This is a genomic window from Thioalkalivibrio sulfidiphilus HL-EbGr7, assembly GCF_000021985.1.
GTDB lineage: Bacteria > Pseudomonadota > Gammaproteobacteria > Ectothiorhodospirales > Ectothiorhodospiraceae > Thioalkalivibrio_A > Thioalkalivibrio_A sulfidiphilus.
The window spans coordinates 305,838-322,724 of record NC_011901.1 but is presented as its reverse complement, the minus strand read 5'-3'; the positions used below and the strand labels follow the sequence as shown (position 1 = coordinate 322,724).

Genomic DNA, 16,887 nt, shown 5'->3' with positions numbered 1-16,887 from the left:
GGGAATGGATGGCAAAGAACTCAGACTCGGCATCCGGCGAGGTGCCGACCCAGGAGCGGGTCGCGCAGCTGCTCGGCCAGGCACCCCGCCTGATGGCCGAAGGGCGCGTGACTGAACTGGCCGAGGCCCTGGCCGATTTGCCGAACGCCTTGCGTGCCCGTGAACCCTGGCTGGTCTACTGGGACGCGACCACCCGCATGTTCCAGTCACCGGCCGCCGCCCGGGATGAATTTGCCCGCGCCTTCGAACAGTTCGAGGCGCGAGCCGACATCCAGGGTCAGTACCTGGCCTGCACGGCCATCCTGGAATGCCTGGTGCTCGACTGGACCGACTTCGATCCCGCCGATCACTGGCTGGAGCGCTTCGAGACCCTGCATCAGCGCCACCCGGACTTCCCGTCGCCGGAGATCGAGATCCGCGCCAGCGCGGCCATGCTCAGCGTCATGTCCTACCGGCGCCCCGGGCATGCGCGCATGGCCCACTGGGTGGCCCAGTCCCATGCCCTGATCGACCGGCACCGCAGCCCGCAGTGCCTGGCCGCCTTCGCCTTCGGGCTGTTCTTCTACCATCTCTGGGTGGGTGATACCCCGGCCCGCAACCGCATCCTGCATCAGGCCGGCCCCCTGGCGGACTCTGCGCAGATACCCGCCATCGTGCGCATCGGCGTGCACGTGATGCGTGCCATCGACCACATGTCCCGCGGACAGCTGGCAGAGGCCCAACACTGGGCCGACCAGGGCATCCGTCTTGGCCAGGAACACGGGGTGAAGCTGTGGGATTTCCTGGTCCATGCGCCGGCCATCTACGCCGCCCTCTCCGCCGGTGACCTGCCCGCCGCGGGCAGGCATCTCTCGGCCATGGGCGCCAGCCTCAGCCTGCGCGGGCGCCTGGACCAGGCCTACTATCAGCACATCGCCGCCCTGGTCGAACTGCACCGGGGAAACCTGCCTGTGGCCCGGGAGATCGCCCGACAGGGCCTCGAGGCCAGCGACCAGGCGGGCGTGCCCTTCGGTGCCGCCTACAACCACCTCAGTGCCGCCCTGGTCGCCCACGGCCTGGGCGATGCCAGCGCCGCCGAAGACCAGCTCGCCCGCATCGACACCATCGCACGGGAGACCAGCAGCCGCTGGTTCGATTACCTGGCCCGGTTCAATCCCGTACGCCTGGGCACAAGCGTGGATGGGGACCTTCAGGCACTGGCCGAGGCCCTGGCCCTGGGCCGGTCCCTGGAGAGCTACTCGGCCCCGTTTCTGCGGCGCGAGGAACTGGCCGCCCTCCTTGCCCGGGCCCTGGAGGCGGACATCGAGCGTGACTATTGCCGGGAGGTCATCTGCCGACTGCAGCTTGCCCCGCCGGTCGGTCGCGAGGTGCCCGCCAGCTGGCCCTACCCGGTGAAGATCCGCACCCTGGGCGGTTTCGGGGTGAAGCTCGAGAGCGCTTCGCCGGGCACCGGCAACCGGCAGCGCCCCCTGGAACTGCTCCAGGCCATCATCGCCCTGGGCACCCGCAAGGTCCCCGTGGCGCAGCTGTGCGATGCCCTGTGGCCGGACCTGGAGGGAGACCTGGCGCGCCAGAACCTCAAGACCACGCTGCACCGGCTGCGCAAGCACCTGGGACGGGATGACAGCCTGCTGTGGCGGGAAGGCTGCATCAGCATCAACGAGGACGCGGTGCTCGTTGACGCACTGCGTTTCGAGCAGGCCCTGACTGCGGCGCTGGCCGCGGAGAACGATGCGCAGCTTCGCGAGGCCCTGCAGCTCTACCGGGGCCCATTCCTGCCCGGGGAAAACAATGCCCACTGGGCCCTGTCCGCCCGGCTCAGGCTGCGCAATCTTTACCTCAAGGGCGTGCGCAGGCTGCTCGATCACGATCTCGGCGCCGGCGATCACGAGGCCTTCCTGCACCTGGCGGAACAGGCCGTGGCGCTGGAGCCCCTGGCCGAGGACATCCAGTCCGCGCTGATCCAGGCCTACCTGCACAGCGGCCGCAAGGGCGATGCCCGCCTGGCCTATGAGCGATGCCGGGCCGAGTTCATGGCACGGCTGGGCGAGATGCCCGCCTCCATATCCGAACCGTGATGCTGAACGGTTCGAGCATTTCCGTTCACGGGCATCCCTTCACGTCATTGATCGCTGCCAGCAGGTCATCGGTGCTGGGAAACCGCGACGCAGAGGCGCAAAGACGCAGAGGAACGCAAAGAGTTTTGGGTTTTAAACCCTTATAAGACTTTGCGAAACTTCGCGTCTTTGCGCCTTTGCGTCGCGGTTTCCTTTCGATTCCATTCAGGCTAAGAGATCAGCAACCAGTGCAGCGAGATCGTCAGCGATCCGGGCACGGTGGGTATCGATATGGTCCTCGTCGCCGGGCCGGTACTTGCCGGTCCTCACCAGGCAGGCCTGAATGTCCGCGTCCAGGGCGCCCTGCACGTCGGCCTCTGCGTCGTCGCCCACCATGAGCACCTCGTCCGGTTCCAGACCCATGTCCGCCACGGCGGCGTGGAAGAATTCCGCCGAGGGCTTGCCGAGCACCGTGCCCTGCACGCCGGCGGCGTATTCCAGGGCCCTGAGGAAGGGACCGATGTCCAGACTCAGACCGTCCTGTTCCCTGAAGTAACGGTTGCTGCCCATGGCCAGCAGGGGCGCGCCGTCCATGAGCAGGCGGAAGGCGCGGTTGAGATTGTCATAGCTGAAGGCCTCGCCGGCATCGCCCAGCACCACCGCATCGGGGGTGTCCGTCACCAGGTCCTGGAACTCCGGGGCAAGCCCGGGATGGATGAGCAGCAACGGCTTGAGCCCGTCGCGTTCAAGCGCCGCGCGCACGGCGCCCGGCGCGGTAAATATCTCTTGCTCTGGAATGCGAAATCCCATGGTGGAGAGCATGCGATGGATCTCGCGCCGGGGACTTCGGGTGGTGTTGGTGATGTAACGCACCGGCAGGCCCGATGCCTGCAGCCGCGTCAGGGCCTCCAGCGCACCGGCCAGGGGCGCATCCCCCACGTAAAGCACACCGCTCAGATCCAGCAGGACACCACGGATCGGTTTCATTCCGCAGTCCTCCACAGTCACATAATCGAGTTTAACGCAGAGACCGCAAAGGCGCAGAGGTCGCGAAGGTTTTGATCAAAAGATTTCTCTGCGCACTCTGCGCCTTTGCGGTTTCTGCGTGATGATCACCTGACCGAGAATTATTTGAGTTCAAACGCCGGCAGCTTCTTCTCCAGCAATTCGCCGCGGATGCGCACGTAGCGGGGCAGGCCGCCCTCGTAGGGCGGGTAGGCCTCGCCCTCGATGAGCGGGCGCAGGTAGCGCCGGCAGGCCTCGGTGATGCCGTAGCCGCCCTCGCTGATGAAATCCCTCGGCATGCCCTGCTCGATGTTGGCCACCTGTTCCAGGGGCACCCGGTCCACGGTCCACAGGTAGGGGGCGTCGCACAGGCGCCTGATCACCGGCATGAAGCCGGTGTGGCCCTCGGCGGCGAAGCGCACCGCCATGGCACCGGTGGCGTAGGCCTGCTCCACGTCCACCCGGGCGGCGATGTGCCGGGCCGATCGCTGGATGTAATCGGCCACCGCCCAGTGGATCTTGTGGCCGGTCTTCTCCTTGATCATGCCCGCCAGCATGGGGGCCACGCCGCCCAGCTGGGTATAGGCGTAGACATCGTGGGACTGGGCCACGGTGAGCAGCTTGCCGTCGGGTCCCTTGAGCCCTTCCGAGGCCACCACCACGCAATAGCCGTGGGTGGCGATCACGTCGTTGAGCCGGCGCAGGAAGTCCGCCTGGTCGAAGGGGATCTCGGCGAACAGGATCAGCATGGGCGGGCTGTCCTTGGACTGCTGGGCCAGGGCCGCGGCGGCGGCCAGCCAGCCCGCATGGCGGCCCATCACCTCCATGATGAACACCTTGGTGCTGGAACTGGCCATGGACTCCACGTCCATGCTGGCCTCGCGCACCACGGTGGCGATGAACTTGGCGGCGGAGCCGAAGCCGGGGCTGGTGTCGGTGCAGGCCAGGTCGTTGTCGATGGTCTTGGGCACGCCCACGCTGACGATGGGATAGCCCATCTCGTCGGCGATGCGCGCCACCTTGAGCGCCGTGTCCATGGAGCCGCCGCCGCCGTTGTAGAAGAAGTAGCCGATGTCGTGGGCGCGGAAGACCTCCACCAGGCGCCGGTACTGTTCCGGGTGCGTGTCCGGGTCGCCCAGGTCGAATCGGCAGGAACCGAAGGCGCCGCCGGGGGTGTGGCGCAGGCCGGCGATGGTCTCCTCGGACTCCCGGTCCAGGTCGATCAGTTCCTCGCGCAGCACGCCGAGGATGCCGTCCTTGCCCGCATAGACCTTGCCGAAGGTCTCCGGGAGGGCCCGGGCGGTCTGGATCACCCCGCAGGCACTGGCATTGATGACGGCGGTCACCCCGCCGGACTGGGCATAGAGGACGTTGTTGGGCATGGGATTCCGGGGTTCCTGTGTGTGGCGTGGGGGGCGGCGGCCTGACCCCCTGAAGGCACGCAAAATCCGGGCCGCCATGGGGATATGCGCATCGCTCCGGGCGTTTTGCTATGATACGCCCCCTGATTTGACGGCTTCGTGGCAGCGCATTCCCTCAGGTTAACAGCTTGAGCCCCCGGGACAAGCCGGGGGAGCGCGCCACGCCGTCCGCCCCGCGAGCGTGCACCCCGCACCACGATCGCCCGCCCGGGACCTGTTTCCCCTTAAACATTAGGAAATTCGCAACCATGCATATCGGAACAACGCTTACCAACTACATCATCGAGACCCAGCGCAACTTCAAGGGCGCCACGGGCGAGTTCACCGGCCTGCTGAACGACATCGCCGTGGCCTGCAAGAAGATCTCCGACCTGGTGAACAAGGGTGACCTGGTGGACATCCTGGGCTCCGCCGAGTCGGAGAACGTGCAGGGCGAGACCCAGAAGAAGATGGACGTGATCTCCAACGAGATCTTCATGGAGGCCCTGCAGCACAACGGCCACGTGGCCGGCCTCGCCTCCGAGGAGATGGACGAGATCTGCCAGCTGCCCAAGAACGCCCCCCGGGGTCATTACCTGGTGCTGTTCGACCCCCTGGACGGTTCCTCCAACATCGACGTGAACGTCTCCGTGGGCACCATCTTCTCCATCCTCAAGGCCCCGGTGCACCCGGGCGACCCCAGCACCGAGGACTTCCTGCGCCCCGGCGTGGAGCAGGTGGCCGCCGGCTACTGCCTGTATGGTCCCTCCACCATGATGGTGCTGACCACGGGCCAGGGCGTGAACATGTTCACCCTGGACCGCCACTTCGGCGAGTTCCTGCTCACTCATGAGAACATCACCATCCCCGAGGACACCCAGGAGTTCGCCATCAACGCCTCCAACATGCGCTTCTGGGAAGCGCCGGTGAAGCGCTATATCGATGAGTGTCTGCAGGGCAAGGAAGGCCCCCGCGGCAAGGACTTCAACATGCGCTGGGTGGCCTCCATGGTGGCCGAGGTGCACCGCATCCTGACCCGTGGCGGCATCTTCATGTACCCCCTGGACGAGAAGCTCAAGACCAAGGGCCAGGCCGGCAAGCTGCGCCTCATGTACGAGGCCAACCCCATGAGTTTCCTCATCGAGCAGGCCGGCGGCGCCAGCACCACGGGCCGCGAGCGCATCATGGAGATGAAGCCCGAGCACATCCACCAGCGCGTGCCGGTGGTGCTGGGCTCGAAGAATGAAGTGGATCGGGTCACCAGCTACCACAACGACTGAACCTGCCTCACTGCTGTAAGTCAAAAGCCCGGCTCTGCCGGGCTTTTTTTGTGTCTTGATTTCCGTAGCTTGGGCTGAGCACAGCGATGCCCAACCGTTGCGAACCCAAAAAGCTATCCTCTCACGGAGCCACGGGGGGCACGGGGGAAAGGCGACGGGTTATGAAGACCGAAAGACGATTCTCTCGCGGAGGCGCAGGGGCGCGGAGATAAACACTTGATCAAAAAACCCCGTGACTCCGTGGCTCCGTGAGAGGACAGCTTTAGTTATTCGGCCACGGGGCTTCGATGTCAAAACCATGATCTCTCGCGAAGCCGCCAAGACGCGAAGAAAAATCGATTCAATGATCTTCTTTGCGACTTTGCGTCTTGGCGAGAGAACCGCCTTTCAGGTCATATCCAACAGCCTTCCTCCGCGCCTCTGCGTCTCTGCGAGAGAATGGGTTTTACAAATACGAAACCAAAAAACATCATGCTCTCGCAGAGGCGCAGGGGCGCGGAGAAATGCACTTGATTCAAAAAACCCCGTGCCCCCGTGGCTCCGTGAGAGCACAGGCTTTTGATGACGCGGGGTTAATCGATCACATCCTTCCCCTGCGTCCTCGCACCTCCGCGAGAGAATCGGTTTTTGCTGGCATGAAACCCGTCTCCGAGAATCGAGCCTCATTCCACCGTGATGGTGACCACCTCAGAGACCACCGGCGGATCGAAGCTCACGTGCCGGTAGTCCATGAACAGCAGCTGCAGGGTGTAGGTGCCGGGCTGCAGTTCAAGCCTGGCCTCGGTCTGGCCACCACCGAAATGGCGGGTCTGGTCAGAGAACGGCAGCGAAGCACTCAGGTCCACCTGCTCCAGGGGCATGTTCACCAGCAGGTGGTGATGCCCGGTGTTCGGGTGGTCGATACCCGCCGGGGCCACACCCATGCCGCGCAGACCCATGCGCACGGTGACAGGGCCGCGGATGGTCTCTCCATCGGCAGGTGAGATGAGGTAGACACTGGCGCCCTCGGGTGGCGCGACCCGCTTGAGTTCCGCCTGGGCCGTGGTAAGGAGCAGGAGAGAAAGGATGGGGATCAGGACAAATGCCAGATAGCGCTTCATGGGTATCTCCTCCATTGGGCTGCATACAAGCAGCATCTTTGTTATGAGCGGTTTCGTGGTCCGCTCATGGAGTATAGAAGCCGTACGGCAGATCGGTCCGCGCGACCTGCATTCAGGCTCCCATGCGGGCACGGGGAAAGGCGACTTGTCATGAAAACCCAAAGGCGACTCTCTCGCGGAGGCGCAGGGACGCTGGGAAAAGCACTTGGTTCAGAAAACCCCGTGCCCCCGTGGCTCCGTGAGAGAACAGGCTTTTGGTTCAGCCACGGAGGCCTTGACGTCAAAACCATGGTCTCTCGCCAAGACGCGGGGTCGCGAAGAAAATCGATTCAATGATCTCCTCTGCGCCTTCGCGTCTTGGCGAGAGAACCGCCTTTCAGATTTTCTCCAAAAGCCTTCCTCCGCGCCCCTGCGCCTCTGCGCCTCTGCGAGAGAATGGTTTTTTACAAATACGAAACCAAAAACCATCATGCTCTCGCAGAGGCGCAGGGGCGCGGAGAAATGCACTTGATTCAGAAAACCCCGTGCCCCCGTGGCTCCGTGAGAGAACAGGCTTTTGATCCGGCCACGGAGGCCTTGATGCCAAAACCATGGTCTCTCGCGAAGCCGCAAAGACGCGAAGAAAATAGATTCAATGATTTCCATTGCGCCTTCGCGTCTTGGCGAGAACATGGATTTTTGAGTAGGAGCGGCGACCGCGCCGCGAACATCGGCGTCCGGGGAGGCCGCGCTGTTCGGTCCGAGATCGGGCCTCCTACAAGATCACCTAAGCAACCGCCGCGTCTTCAGATCCTCCTCGATGGCCTTGAGCGCCTTGTCGCGCACCGCATCGCGAATCTTGCTGGAGGCGAAGCTGCGCACCAGGCGGCCCAGCAGGCGCTTGTCGCTCAGGCCGATCATGCCCAGGCCACGGCGCACCAGGGCCGGGGTGATGGCCTCGGCACGCTTCTCGATACCGGCCTTCAGTCGCTTCTCGATCACCGGCCAGCGCAGCTGGGGCCAGGGGCGCGACGGCACCTGGGCACGGGCATCGCCCACCAGCGGGATCAGCTGCACGAAATCCCGGTCCACAATCTCCTGGCCGCCGGCGGCGCGAATCCTCGGCTGGAAGTCCTGGAGCTTGCCACTGGCCTCCATGCGCTTGACCCAGTCCGCCACGATGGGATTATCCCGGTGCACCACCAGGTGATCGCGCAGAAACTTCTGGGCGTTGCGCCGGCCCAGTTGGAAGTCGTGCATGCGCAGTTCCGCGTCCACGAAACCGGCGAAGCCACCGAGCCCTGCCGAGGCGATGTCGGTCTCGCTCTCATGGCGCCCGCCCCTGCGGGGCACGATCAGGAAGCGGCTGTAGACGTCCTCGTGTAAGGCAAGCATCACCTCCTCCGGCTTGAAGCGCGCCTGGTTCTTGAGGGTCGGCAGCAGGGCGAAGGCGGCACCCAGCATGTCCGGGATCTCGCCGTGCTCGGGGGCACTGTAGCCGGTGTCGTCTGGGAACGGATCGATCATCAGCACCGCCCGATCGGCCTTGGTGGGGTCGCGCTCGTTGCGGGCATCCGGCGCACCGGCCAGGGCGATGCGCGCCGTCTCCAGGGGCTCGTTGTTGATCAGACCCCCGTCCACGCTCCAGAACTGGTAGGGCTGCATCAGGTGGGGCGGGCAATCCGGCGCGATGCGCGGCGGCTCCTCGGACAGCGGCACGCCGGCGGGCCGCGACCAGGGTCTCGACTCGTAGCTGCGCAGATGATTGTCCATGGCCCGGGCGGGCAGGCCCACCGGGAAGGCGGAGGTGGCCAGGGCCGCGTCCCGCACCCGTTCCCAGCCGTCGTCGGGCGTGCCCAGGGTGCCCGGCCAGTTCACCGCCGTCGCACCCAGGGGCAGACCCTCGGGCTGGCTCGCGCTGGTGCCGTAGACGGCGAAGTGGGCATGGTCGGCATGACTCATCACCCGGTGCCCGCGCACGCCCTGGTCGGTGACCATGTTGATGAGATAGGGCACGCCGCGCAGGTTGGTCACCTGCAGGTAGAGCTGCAAGGGATTGGCGAACCAGCGCATCCACCCTGAGGGCGGGCTCTGGCGCACCGAGGTGATGGCCTCGTTGGCGATGCGGCTCACGGGATCGCCGCTCAGCAGCGAGGGGATGTGGTCGCCCTTGATGTCCGCCGTGTCCAGCATGTCGCCCAGGTCCACGTCCCTCACCCAGCATCGGTACAACAGGTTTTTCCCGGCATTGACCGGCTTGCCCGGCCCGTCCGCCAGGTGCAGATCCTGGACCGGGTGATGGCGCGTGAAGGGCAGCATGGCGGTGATCGCCGAGGCGATGCCGCCCGCGGAAGTGCCGGTCACCACCCGGATCTGGATGCGGTGGCTCGGCACTTCGTCCGGCGTGGCCGCCTTGGCGTTCTCCCAGGTCTCCAGGGCCTCGAACAGATAATCCAGCACACCGGCCGTGTAGGCGCCGGCTGAGACCGCACCGGCCATGACCAGGCCGAGTTCAAAGGTACCGGGTTCGGGTTTGCGCATGGGAATCCTCCTTGAAAGTGCGAAGTGGGAATTGGGAAGTGGGAATGCAGGTTGGAAGTGTGAATTGGGAAGTGCGAATGAATACAACACTCGACTGTGTCAGAGCATAGCACCGGATTCAGGCAGGTTCGGGTCGAAAAGTCTTTCTTGCATACTTCGCACTTCCCAATTCACACTTCTGACTTCCGATCACCCTTCCCAATTCACACTTCGTACTTCAACAAGGTGCGCCCCGCACCCCGCCGTGCAATCACTGGCACCGAAGCCAGGCACCGGAATCATACCTGCAATGCGCTGATTCGCCTCGCACTCCGACTGATCGAGGATCCGCACATCCACCACCGTGACGTGTGGACTCGCCAGCAGATAATCGATATGCCAGCGCAGTCCCTTATCCCTCGCGAGATGTCTTTTCAGCCGTGAAGTCATCCCGCGCCGCGCACTGCCGGTATACACGTAATACCCCGGCACGAAGACGAACTCACCCAGCCGCCCAACGCGCACCCTGATCGCCTGATCCACCGTGATCAGCAGTTGATAAGTTGCATTCTCCTTGCCACCAGCCACTTGCTACTTGCCACTGTCCTTCGCCCAGCTCCGCTGGGCGAGGACGCCAAGCGCCATGTCGTCCGGATCACCGCCGCCCACCAGGCGAAGCTGATCCAGGGCCATCCTCATCCACTGCGCGCGCGTCTGCGGCGAGAGCACATCTTCTGAAACCCGGGCCTCGCTTGCCGGCCCGGTAAGCAACCAGGCCAGGGCACCGTGGGTGCGGGACTCGGTCCAGGGGTCCATGTCAACGCCCAGGCGTTCCGCGAAGCCGCCGAGTTCAGGATCCACATGCGCACCGATGCGTTGCAGCAACTCCACGCCCCGACGCGCGGCCGCCTCATCCCCCGTGGCCTCGTAATAGGCCCACCAGGCCGCGGCCGGCCAGACCAGGGACGGCAGGTAACCGGAGAGTTGCGCCTCGCCGCCTTCGACGCGGAAGTGGTAATAGCCCCCATCGGAATCGGCGAGGCGCTCGTCCAGACCGCCCAGGGCGCGGGCGGCCCAGGCCAGGTAGGCCGGCTCGTTCAAGGCTTGTGCGGTACGCACCAGGGCGATGATCATCTGCCCGCTCACGTCCGCGTACTGCACCCGCTCCACCACCGGCGGCGTGGCCGCGCGCCGCTCGGCCGGCGGCAGGCGGTAGTAGTCAGAATCCGAATACTGGCTGCCCCAGAAGGCCTTCAGCTCGTCATCCCAGAGGAAACGCTCCACGTAGGCCAGGGCCTCGCGCACCACCCGCGCATCACGCTCGCGCCCCAGCAGCCCATGGGCCTCGGCAAACAGCCACACCATCTGGGCGTTGAGCCCCAGCACCTTGGAGGTCTCCACTGCGGTCAGGGGATTGGGCTGGTCGGGATCGAAGAAAAAGAAGAACCCGCCGTCCACGGGATCGCTGAGATCATCGCGCAACACATCCAGCATGTACGGGATGCGCGCACGCCAGTGATCCTCATGGAGCAGCAGGCGGTAGGTCATGGGCTGTGGCCGCTTGCTCAAGCTGCCGACCACCGCGGCGCGGCTCAGCCGGTGCTGACCCGGATCATATGTCTCATCCAGAAAGGCGATGAATTGCTCCGGGTCACCGTCCAGCAGGGCGTCCAGTCCCGCCGGGACCGCCTGGGCCGTGGCAATGCGCACCGCCGCCTCGCGCAACAGGCCCTGCAGATCGCCGGCGCCCACGTGTCCCGTGAACCGGCCCAGCACGTCACCCTGGTCATCCATGATCACAGTGAACGGCAGGCCGCGGCCTCCCAGGCGGGTGAACAGGTCCCGGCGTTGATCCACGTTCACCAGCACCGGCACGAAGCCCTGCTCGATCACGGTGACGGTCTCAGGATGCTCCAGGCTGTCGCGCTGGTACTCCCGGCACCAGGTGCACCACTGCCCATGGAAATACACGAACAACCCCTTGCCCTCCCGAGCCGCCCGCGACTGCGCGGCATCACCCCAGGGCTGCCAGGGGATCGCCGAGCCCCGTGGATAGTCGTCCAGCTGGCCAACAGGCTCGACCGGCGTCTCGGGCGCCTCCTGGTCACCGGTCATCCACGGCCAGAGCGCGAAGACCAGGGCCACGAGGATCGCAATCAGCACGACGATGAAGTGATGGCGTCTCATGACATGGAGTCTAGCGCGTAACGTCTGACCTGGCCGATCCGCGAGCCGAAAGGCATTTCTCTCACGGAGCCACGGGGGCACGTAGTTCCTTGATCAAAACACGATTCTCTCGCAGAGACGCGGAGGCGCAGGGGGATTGAATCAAAAAGCCTTTCCTCCGTGGCTCCGTGCCCCCGTGAGAGGACAATATTTTAGGTAGGTCACCCACACAAAGCCCATCCTCTCGCCAAGACGCGAAGACGCAAAGAAACCCAAAAGTTGCATTCTTCGCGCCTTCGCGGCTTTGCGAGAGATACGGTTTATTTGCCGGATCCAATACAAAACAAATTCCTCTCACGGAGCCACGGAGACACGGGGTTTTTATTCAAAAGCCTTTTCTCCGCGCCTCTGCGCCTCCGCGCCTCCGCGAGAGAACCGCCTTTAGGGTTTTTTCGTACAAGTTGCGAGGCGCGCAATACGCAACCCACAGCCGACGGAATTCTTTACAGTTTTCAGAGCCCTGCTGAAATCACCCTGTCACGATCACGCCGGATGATTCCATTCCCAAATCCAACAACAAGGGAGTCTAGCCATGTCATCCAGCACCCTGCGCAAGCGCCTCAATCCCTATGTCCTGGCCCTGGGCCTGGCCGTCGCCACGCCCGCCGCACTGGCCGCCACGCCGTTTGCCCTGAGCATCCAGCCCATCGGCACCTATGCCAGCGGCATCTTCGACCAGTCCTCCGCCGAGATCGTGGCCCACGATCCGAAGACCCAGCGCCTGTTCGTGGTCAACGCCTTCAGCGGCCAGCTGGACGTGCTGGACATCCGCGAGCCTTCCATGCCCACCCTGCTGTTCAACATCGACCTGTCCGCGTACGGTTCCGTGGTCAACAGCGTGGACGTGCACAAGGGCCTGGTGGTGGCGGTGATCGAGGCCGCCGTGCGCACCAATCCGGGCCGCGCCGTGTTCCTGGACACCGACGGAAACGTGCTGGCCGACGTGGAAGTGGGCGCCCTGCCCGACATGGTCACCTTCACCCCCGACGGCAAGCGCGTGCTGGTGGCCAACGAGGGCGAGCCCAGCGACGACTACAGCATCGACCCCGAGGGTTCGGTGAGCATCATCGACCTGCCCAATGACATCACCACGCTCACCCAGGCCCACGTGCGCGCCGCCGGTTTCCGCAAGTTCAACGACGCGGAACTGGACCCCTCCATCCGCATCTTCGGCCCCGGCGCCACCGTGGCCCAGGACCTGGAGCCCGAGTACATCACCGTCTCCAAGGATTCGAAGACCGCCTGGGTGGCCCTGCAGGAGAACAACGCCATTGCCGTGCTGGATATCGATGCGGGCGAGTTCACCGAGCTTCGCGGCCTGGGCTTCAAGGATCACCTGTTGTCCGGCAACGAGCTGGACGTGAGCGACCGGGACGGCCGCATCAACATCACCAACTGGCCCGTGCTCGGCATCTACCAGCCGGACTCCATCGCCAGCTACGAGTACCGGGGCAACACCTACATCGTCACCGCCAACGAGGGTGACGCCCGGGACTATGCCGGTTACAGCGAGGAGTCCCGTTTCCGAGCGCTCTCCGGCAGCATCCCCGTGTGCCCGGATTCCGAGCGCTTCAATGCCTTCTACGCCAGCAACGAGATGGGCATCACCAACCTCACCCAGCTGCGCGACAACGCCAACATGGGCCGGCTCACGGTAACCGCCGCCACGGGCCTGCGCGAGGACGGCAGCTGCTACCAGGACATCTACGCCTTCGGCGCCCGTTCCTTCTCCATCTGGAACAGCGAGCTGGAAATGGTCTACGACAGCGGTTCCGACTACGAGCGCATCACCGCCGAGATGTTCCCGGAGCACTTCAACTCCAACCACCGGGAAAACAGCTTCGAGACCCGCAGCGACGACAAGGGTCCCGAGCCCGAGGGCGTGACCGTGGCCAAGCTCTGGGGAAGCACCTACGCCTTCGTGGGCCTGGAGCGTATCGGCGGCGTGATGATCTATGACATCACCGATCCCTATGCCCCGCGCTTCGTGCAGTACTTCAACAACCGCGACTTCAGCGATGAACCCGGCACCCCCGCAGCCGGCGACCTGGGCGCCGAAGGCCTGATCGTGATCGAGGCGTCCAAGAGCCCCATCCCAGGCGTGCCCCTGCTGGTGGTGGCCAATGAGGTGAGCGGCACCACCACCGTGTTCCGCATCGCGCGCGAGCGCCTGGTGGGTCGGCGGTAAACAGAAGCACTTTTTAAGACAAAGCCCCGCGCAACTGCGCGGGGCTTTTTTGTTTCCGGAAAGGCAAAACCGATGCTCTCGCAGAGGCGCAGAGGCGCAGGGTTATTGAAATAAATGCTTCTCTCCGTGGCTCCGTGTCCCCGTGAGAGGACGATGTTTTCCGTCGGTCTCCCACACAAAACCCATTCCTCTCACGGAGCCACAGAGGCACGGGGTTTTAATTCAAAGGTCTTTTTCCCCGCGCCCCTGCGCCTCCGCGAGAGAATCGCCTTTCGGGTTTTTTCACCCCCCAACTCACATCTCCAGCGCATCCACATCCAGCACCCAGCGCACCTTCCTCGCCCCGGGCAACTGCGCGAGCCCCGGCGTCCAGGCGCGCAGGGCGCGCTGCAGGGCGGGGCGCGACGCGCTCTGGATCATCAGCTGCGCCCGGTAGCGCCCGGCGCGGCGTTCCATCAGCGCGGGGGCCGGGCCCCAGATCTGCACCGAATCCGGCCGCAGGGCCTCCAGGCTGCGGCGGGCCGCCTCCAGGAAGTCGTTGGGCGCCTGCTGGCCCGTGGCCTCGGCACGCAGCAGGACCAGGCTCGTGTAGGGCGGCAGGCCGGCCACCCGGCGTTCGGCCAGGGCCGCCTCGGCGAAGGCCTCGTAGCCCTGGTGCACCAGGGTCAGCAACAGGGGGTGATCCGGGTGATGGGTCTGGATCACCACCTCGCCGGCGCGGCCCGCGCGTCCGGCGCGCCCGGCCACCTGCACCATCATCTGCGCCATGCGCTCGGCGGCGCGGAAATCGGCGCTGAACAGGCCCTGGTCCGCATCCAGGATCCCCACCAGGGTCACGTCCGGAAAGTGATGCCCCTTGGCGAGCATCTGGGTACCCACCAGGATGCGATGCCTGCCGGAACGCACGTCCTCCAGCACCGCCTCCAGGGCCCCCTTGCGCCGGGTGCTGTCCCGGTCCAGGCGGGCGACTGAGTGCCCGGGGAAATGCCGCTCCAGGGCCGCCTCCACCCGCTCGGTGCCCTGGCCCAGACCACCGAGGCTTACGCTGCCGCAGGCGGGGCAATGTCGCGGACGGTTGCGTTCGTGGCCGCAGTGATGGCAGCGGATGCGCCCGTCGCCCTGGTGCCAGGTCATGCGCGCATCGCAACGGGGGCATTCCGCCACCCAGCCGCAGTCGTGACACAGGAGCGTCGGCGCGAAGCCCCGGCGATTCAGAAACAGCAGCACCTGCCCCTCGGCCTCCAGGTGGCGCTGCATGCGGTCCATCAGACCCAGTGACAGGCCCTCGTCCAGGGTCTGACGGCGCAGGTCCAGCAGCTCCACCCGGGGAGGCGCCGCGCCGCCCGCCCGCTCCCGCAGGCGCAGCCGGGTGTACTGCCCCCGGGTCACGTTGGCCAGGCTCTCGAAGGAGGGCGTGGCCGAACCCAGCAGCACCGGCACGGATTCGAGATGCGCCCGCTTCACCGCCACGTCCCGGGCGTGGTAGCGGAAACCCTCGTGCTGCTTGAACGAGCCGTCGTGCTCCTCGTCCACGATGATGAGCCCCGGCCTTGCCCAGGGCACGAACACCGCCGAGCGGGTGCCGATGATCACGCCGGCCGCGCCGCTTCGGGCCGCCAGCCAGCCGTCCAGCCGCTCCCGTTCACCGAGCCCGGAATGCAGCACCGCCACCGGGCAGGCCAGCCGGCTGCGGAAGCGGCGCACCAGCTGGGGCGTAAGCGCGATCTCCGGCACCAGCACCAGGGTCTGCCGCCCCTCGGCCAGGGCGGCCTCGATCAGCTGCAGGTAGACCTCGGTCTTGCCGCTGCCCGTGACCCCCTGCAGCAGATGGGGTGCGAACTGCCCGAAGTGGCCCCGCACGGCCTCCACCGCCGCCGCCTGGGCCTCGTTGAGGGCAGGGCCTGCCCGGGCAGGGCACGGACCGTCAATCGCGTCCAGCGCCCGTTCAATCCGCTCCACCCAGCCGCGCTCCACCACGGCCCGCAGGACGCCGCCCCAGTTCCCCGGAGGTTCATCCTCCAGTTCTCCGGCGGAAAGCCCGCCAGGCGCCTCCCTGAGTAGTGCCAGCAGCGCAGACTGGCGAGGGGCCCGGGTCAGGGTTGCCGGATCGACCTGTGCACCCGCGTCGCTTAGCCGGTAGACGCTGCGGGTGGCCGCCTGGGCCTCCCGCCCCTGGCGCAGCAGCACCGGCAAGGCCTGGTTCAGTACCTCGCCCACGGGATGGTGGTAGTAGTCCGCCGCCCAGGTGAGCAGGGCCATCAGGGTGTCGTCCAGCAAGGACGCCTCGTCCAGCACCTCGCGCACCGGCCGCAGCCGGTTGCGCGGGATCTCGCTCGTGGACGCCAGTGCCGTGACCACGCCCACCACCTGCCGGCGCCCCAGATCCACCCGCACCCGGGCGCCGGGCACGGGCGGCTCGCCCCGCTCGGGCACCCGGTAATCCAGGGCCTCCGGCAAGGGGCCCGGCACGGCGACCCGGCAGATGGCAATGGGGGATTCGGATTTCATCCAAGTTAGGCGTGTTTGTTTATGTGATTTCCCGCAAAGAACGCTAACTCATTCTTTCACTGAGGGATAACATGCTTTTCCACAAAACCTGTGGATAACTATGTGGATAGAATGTCACAAAACTGGCGCAAAGCCCGTGATCATTGGCCGGCTGTTAACTTGAACAAAAAATGACCAATGATATTTATTATTCAAAAACAAAGAGTTGTATATTTTTTACGGCCAGCGCACATAAGTCTTGACATCTTCGGGCAGTGGCATTCCAGCCCGCCAATTCCTGTGCATAACCCTCGGCAAAGAGCTTGACACGGCAGGTGATGTTACCCCATGCACACGTCATAAACCCGAAAGCCTGTCCTCTCACGGAGACACGGGGCCACGGGGGTTTCTTGATCATAAGGCCTCCACCTTAGCCTCCGCCTGTAGGAGCGGCGACCCCGCCGCGAACTGCCCGAGCTTCAGACAGAAACCCCAAAACCTATTCTCTCGCAGAGGCGCGGAGACGCAGAGGTTTTTGAGATGAAAAGCCTTTCCTCCGTGTCTCCGTGTCTCCGTGTCTCCGTGTCTCCGTGTCTCCGTGTCTCCGTGAGAGGACCCGCCTTTGGTTTGTTTCCAGGACAAACC

Annotated in this window: 10 protein-coding genes; 3 read left to right on the top strand and 7 right to left on the bottom strand. The window is 65.1% G+C overall.

Annotated elements, in window-relative coordinates; all coding sequences use genetic code 11:
* Nucleotides 1-8 precede the first annotated feature (8 nt).
* Nucleotides 9-2,078 (top strand): AfsR/SARP family transcriptional regulator, encoded by a 2,070-nt coding sequence (locus tag TGR7_RS01405; protein ID WP_012636872.1) that lies wholly within the window; start codon nt 9-11, stop codon nt 2,076-2,078.
* A 204-nt stretch (nt 2,079-2,282) separates the two neighbouring features.
* Here the strand turns inward: TGR7_RS01405 and TGR7_RS01400 are convergent, their stop codons facing one another.
* Together TGR7_RS01400 and TGR7_RS01395 are read right to left on the bottom strand one after the other, a co-directional pair.
* Complete coding sequence (locus tag TGR7_RS01400; RefSeq protein ID WP_012636871.1) at nt 2,283-3,044, bottom strand: TIGR01458 family HAD-type hydrolase; 762 nt, start codon at nt 3,042-3,044, stop codon at nt 2,283-2,285.
* A 140-nt stretch (nt 3,045-3,184) separates the two neighbouring features.
* Nucleotides 3,185-4,444, bottom strand: a complete 1,260-nt coding sequence (locus tag TGR7_RS01395) for a 6-phosphofructokinase (protein WP_012636870.1) — start codon at nt 4,442-4,444, stop codon at nt 3,185-3,187.
* A gap of 287 nt (nt 4,445-4,731) precedes the next feature.
* Between TGR7_RS01395 and TGR7_RS01390 the strand changes: the two genes are divergently transcribed.
* A complete protein-coding gene (locus TGR7_RS01390) occupies nt 4,732-5,742 on the top strand; it encodes a class 1 fructose-bisphosphatase (RefSeq protein ID WP_012636869.1) in 1,011 nt (336 codons plus the stop codon).
* A gap of 662 nt (nt 5,743-6,404) precedes the next feature.
* On the opposite strand, the gene TGR7_RS01385 is transcribed toward TGR7_RS01390, so the two are convergent.
* From TGR7_RS01385 to TGR7_RS01370, 4 genes are all read right to left on the bottom strand, one after another.
* Nucleotides 6,405-6,842 carry a DUF4399 domain-containing protein gene (locus tag TGR7_RS01385; RefSeq protein ID WP_012636868.1) on the bottom strand — a complete coding sequence of 146 codons (438 nt, stop codon included), beginning with the start codon at nt 6,840-6,842 and terminating at the stop codon, nt 6,405-6,407.
* Nucleotides 6,843-7,604: 762 nt separating this feature from the next.
* Nucleotides 7,605-9,362, bottom strand: a complete 1,758-nt coding sequence (locus TGR7_RS01380) for a patatin-like phospholipase family protein (RefSeq protein WP_012636867.1) — start codon at nt 9,360-9,362, stop codon at nt 7,605-7,607.
* A gap of 189 nt (nt 9,363-9,551) precedes the next feature.
* A complete protein-coding gene (locus tag TGR7_RS01375; protein WP_012636866.1) occupies nt 9,552-9,929 on the bottom strand; it encodes a GIY-YIG nuclease family protein in 378 nt (125 codons plus the stop codon).
* A gap of 3 nt (nt 9,930-9,932) precedes the next feature.
* A complete protein-coding gene (locus TGR7_RS01370) occupies nt 9,933-11,528 on the bottom strand; it encodes a thioredoxin family protein (protein WP_012636865.1) in 1,596 nt (531 codons plus the stop codon).
* 571 nt (nt 11,529-12,099) lie between these two features.
* Between TGR7_RS01370 and TGR7_RS01365 the strand changes: the two genes are divergently transcribed.
* Nucleotides 12,100-13,755 carry a choice-of-anchor I family protein gene (locus TGR7_RS01365; protein WP_012636864.1) on the top strand — a complete coding sequence of 552 codons (1,656 nt, stop codon included), beginning with the start codon at nt 12,100-12,102 and terminating at the stop codon, nt 13,753-13,755.
* Between the two features lie 294 nt (nt 13,756-14,049).
* Here the strand turns inward: TGR7_RS01365 and TGR7_RS01360 are convergent, their stop codons facing one another.
* Nucleotides 14,050-16,263 (bottom strand): primosomal protein N', encoded by a 2,214-nt coding sequence (locus TGR7_RS01360; protein WP_012636863.1) that lies wholly within the window; start codon nt 16,261-16,263, stop codon nt 14,050-14,052.
* Nucleotides 16,264-16,887 lie beyond the last annotated feature (624 nt).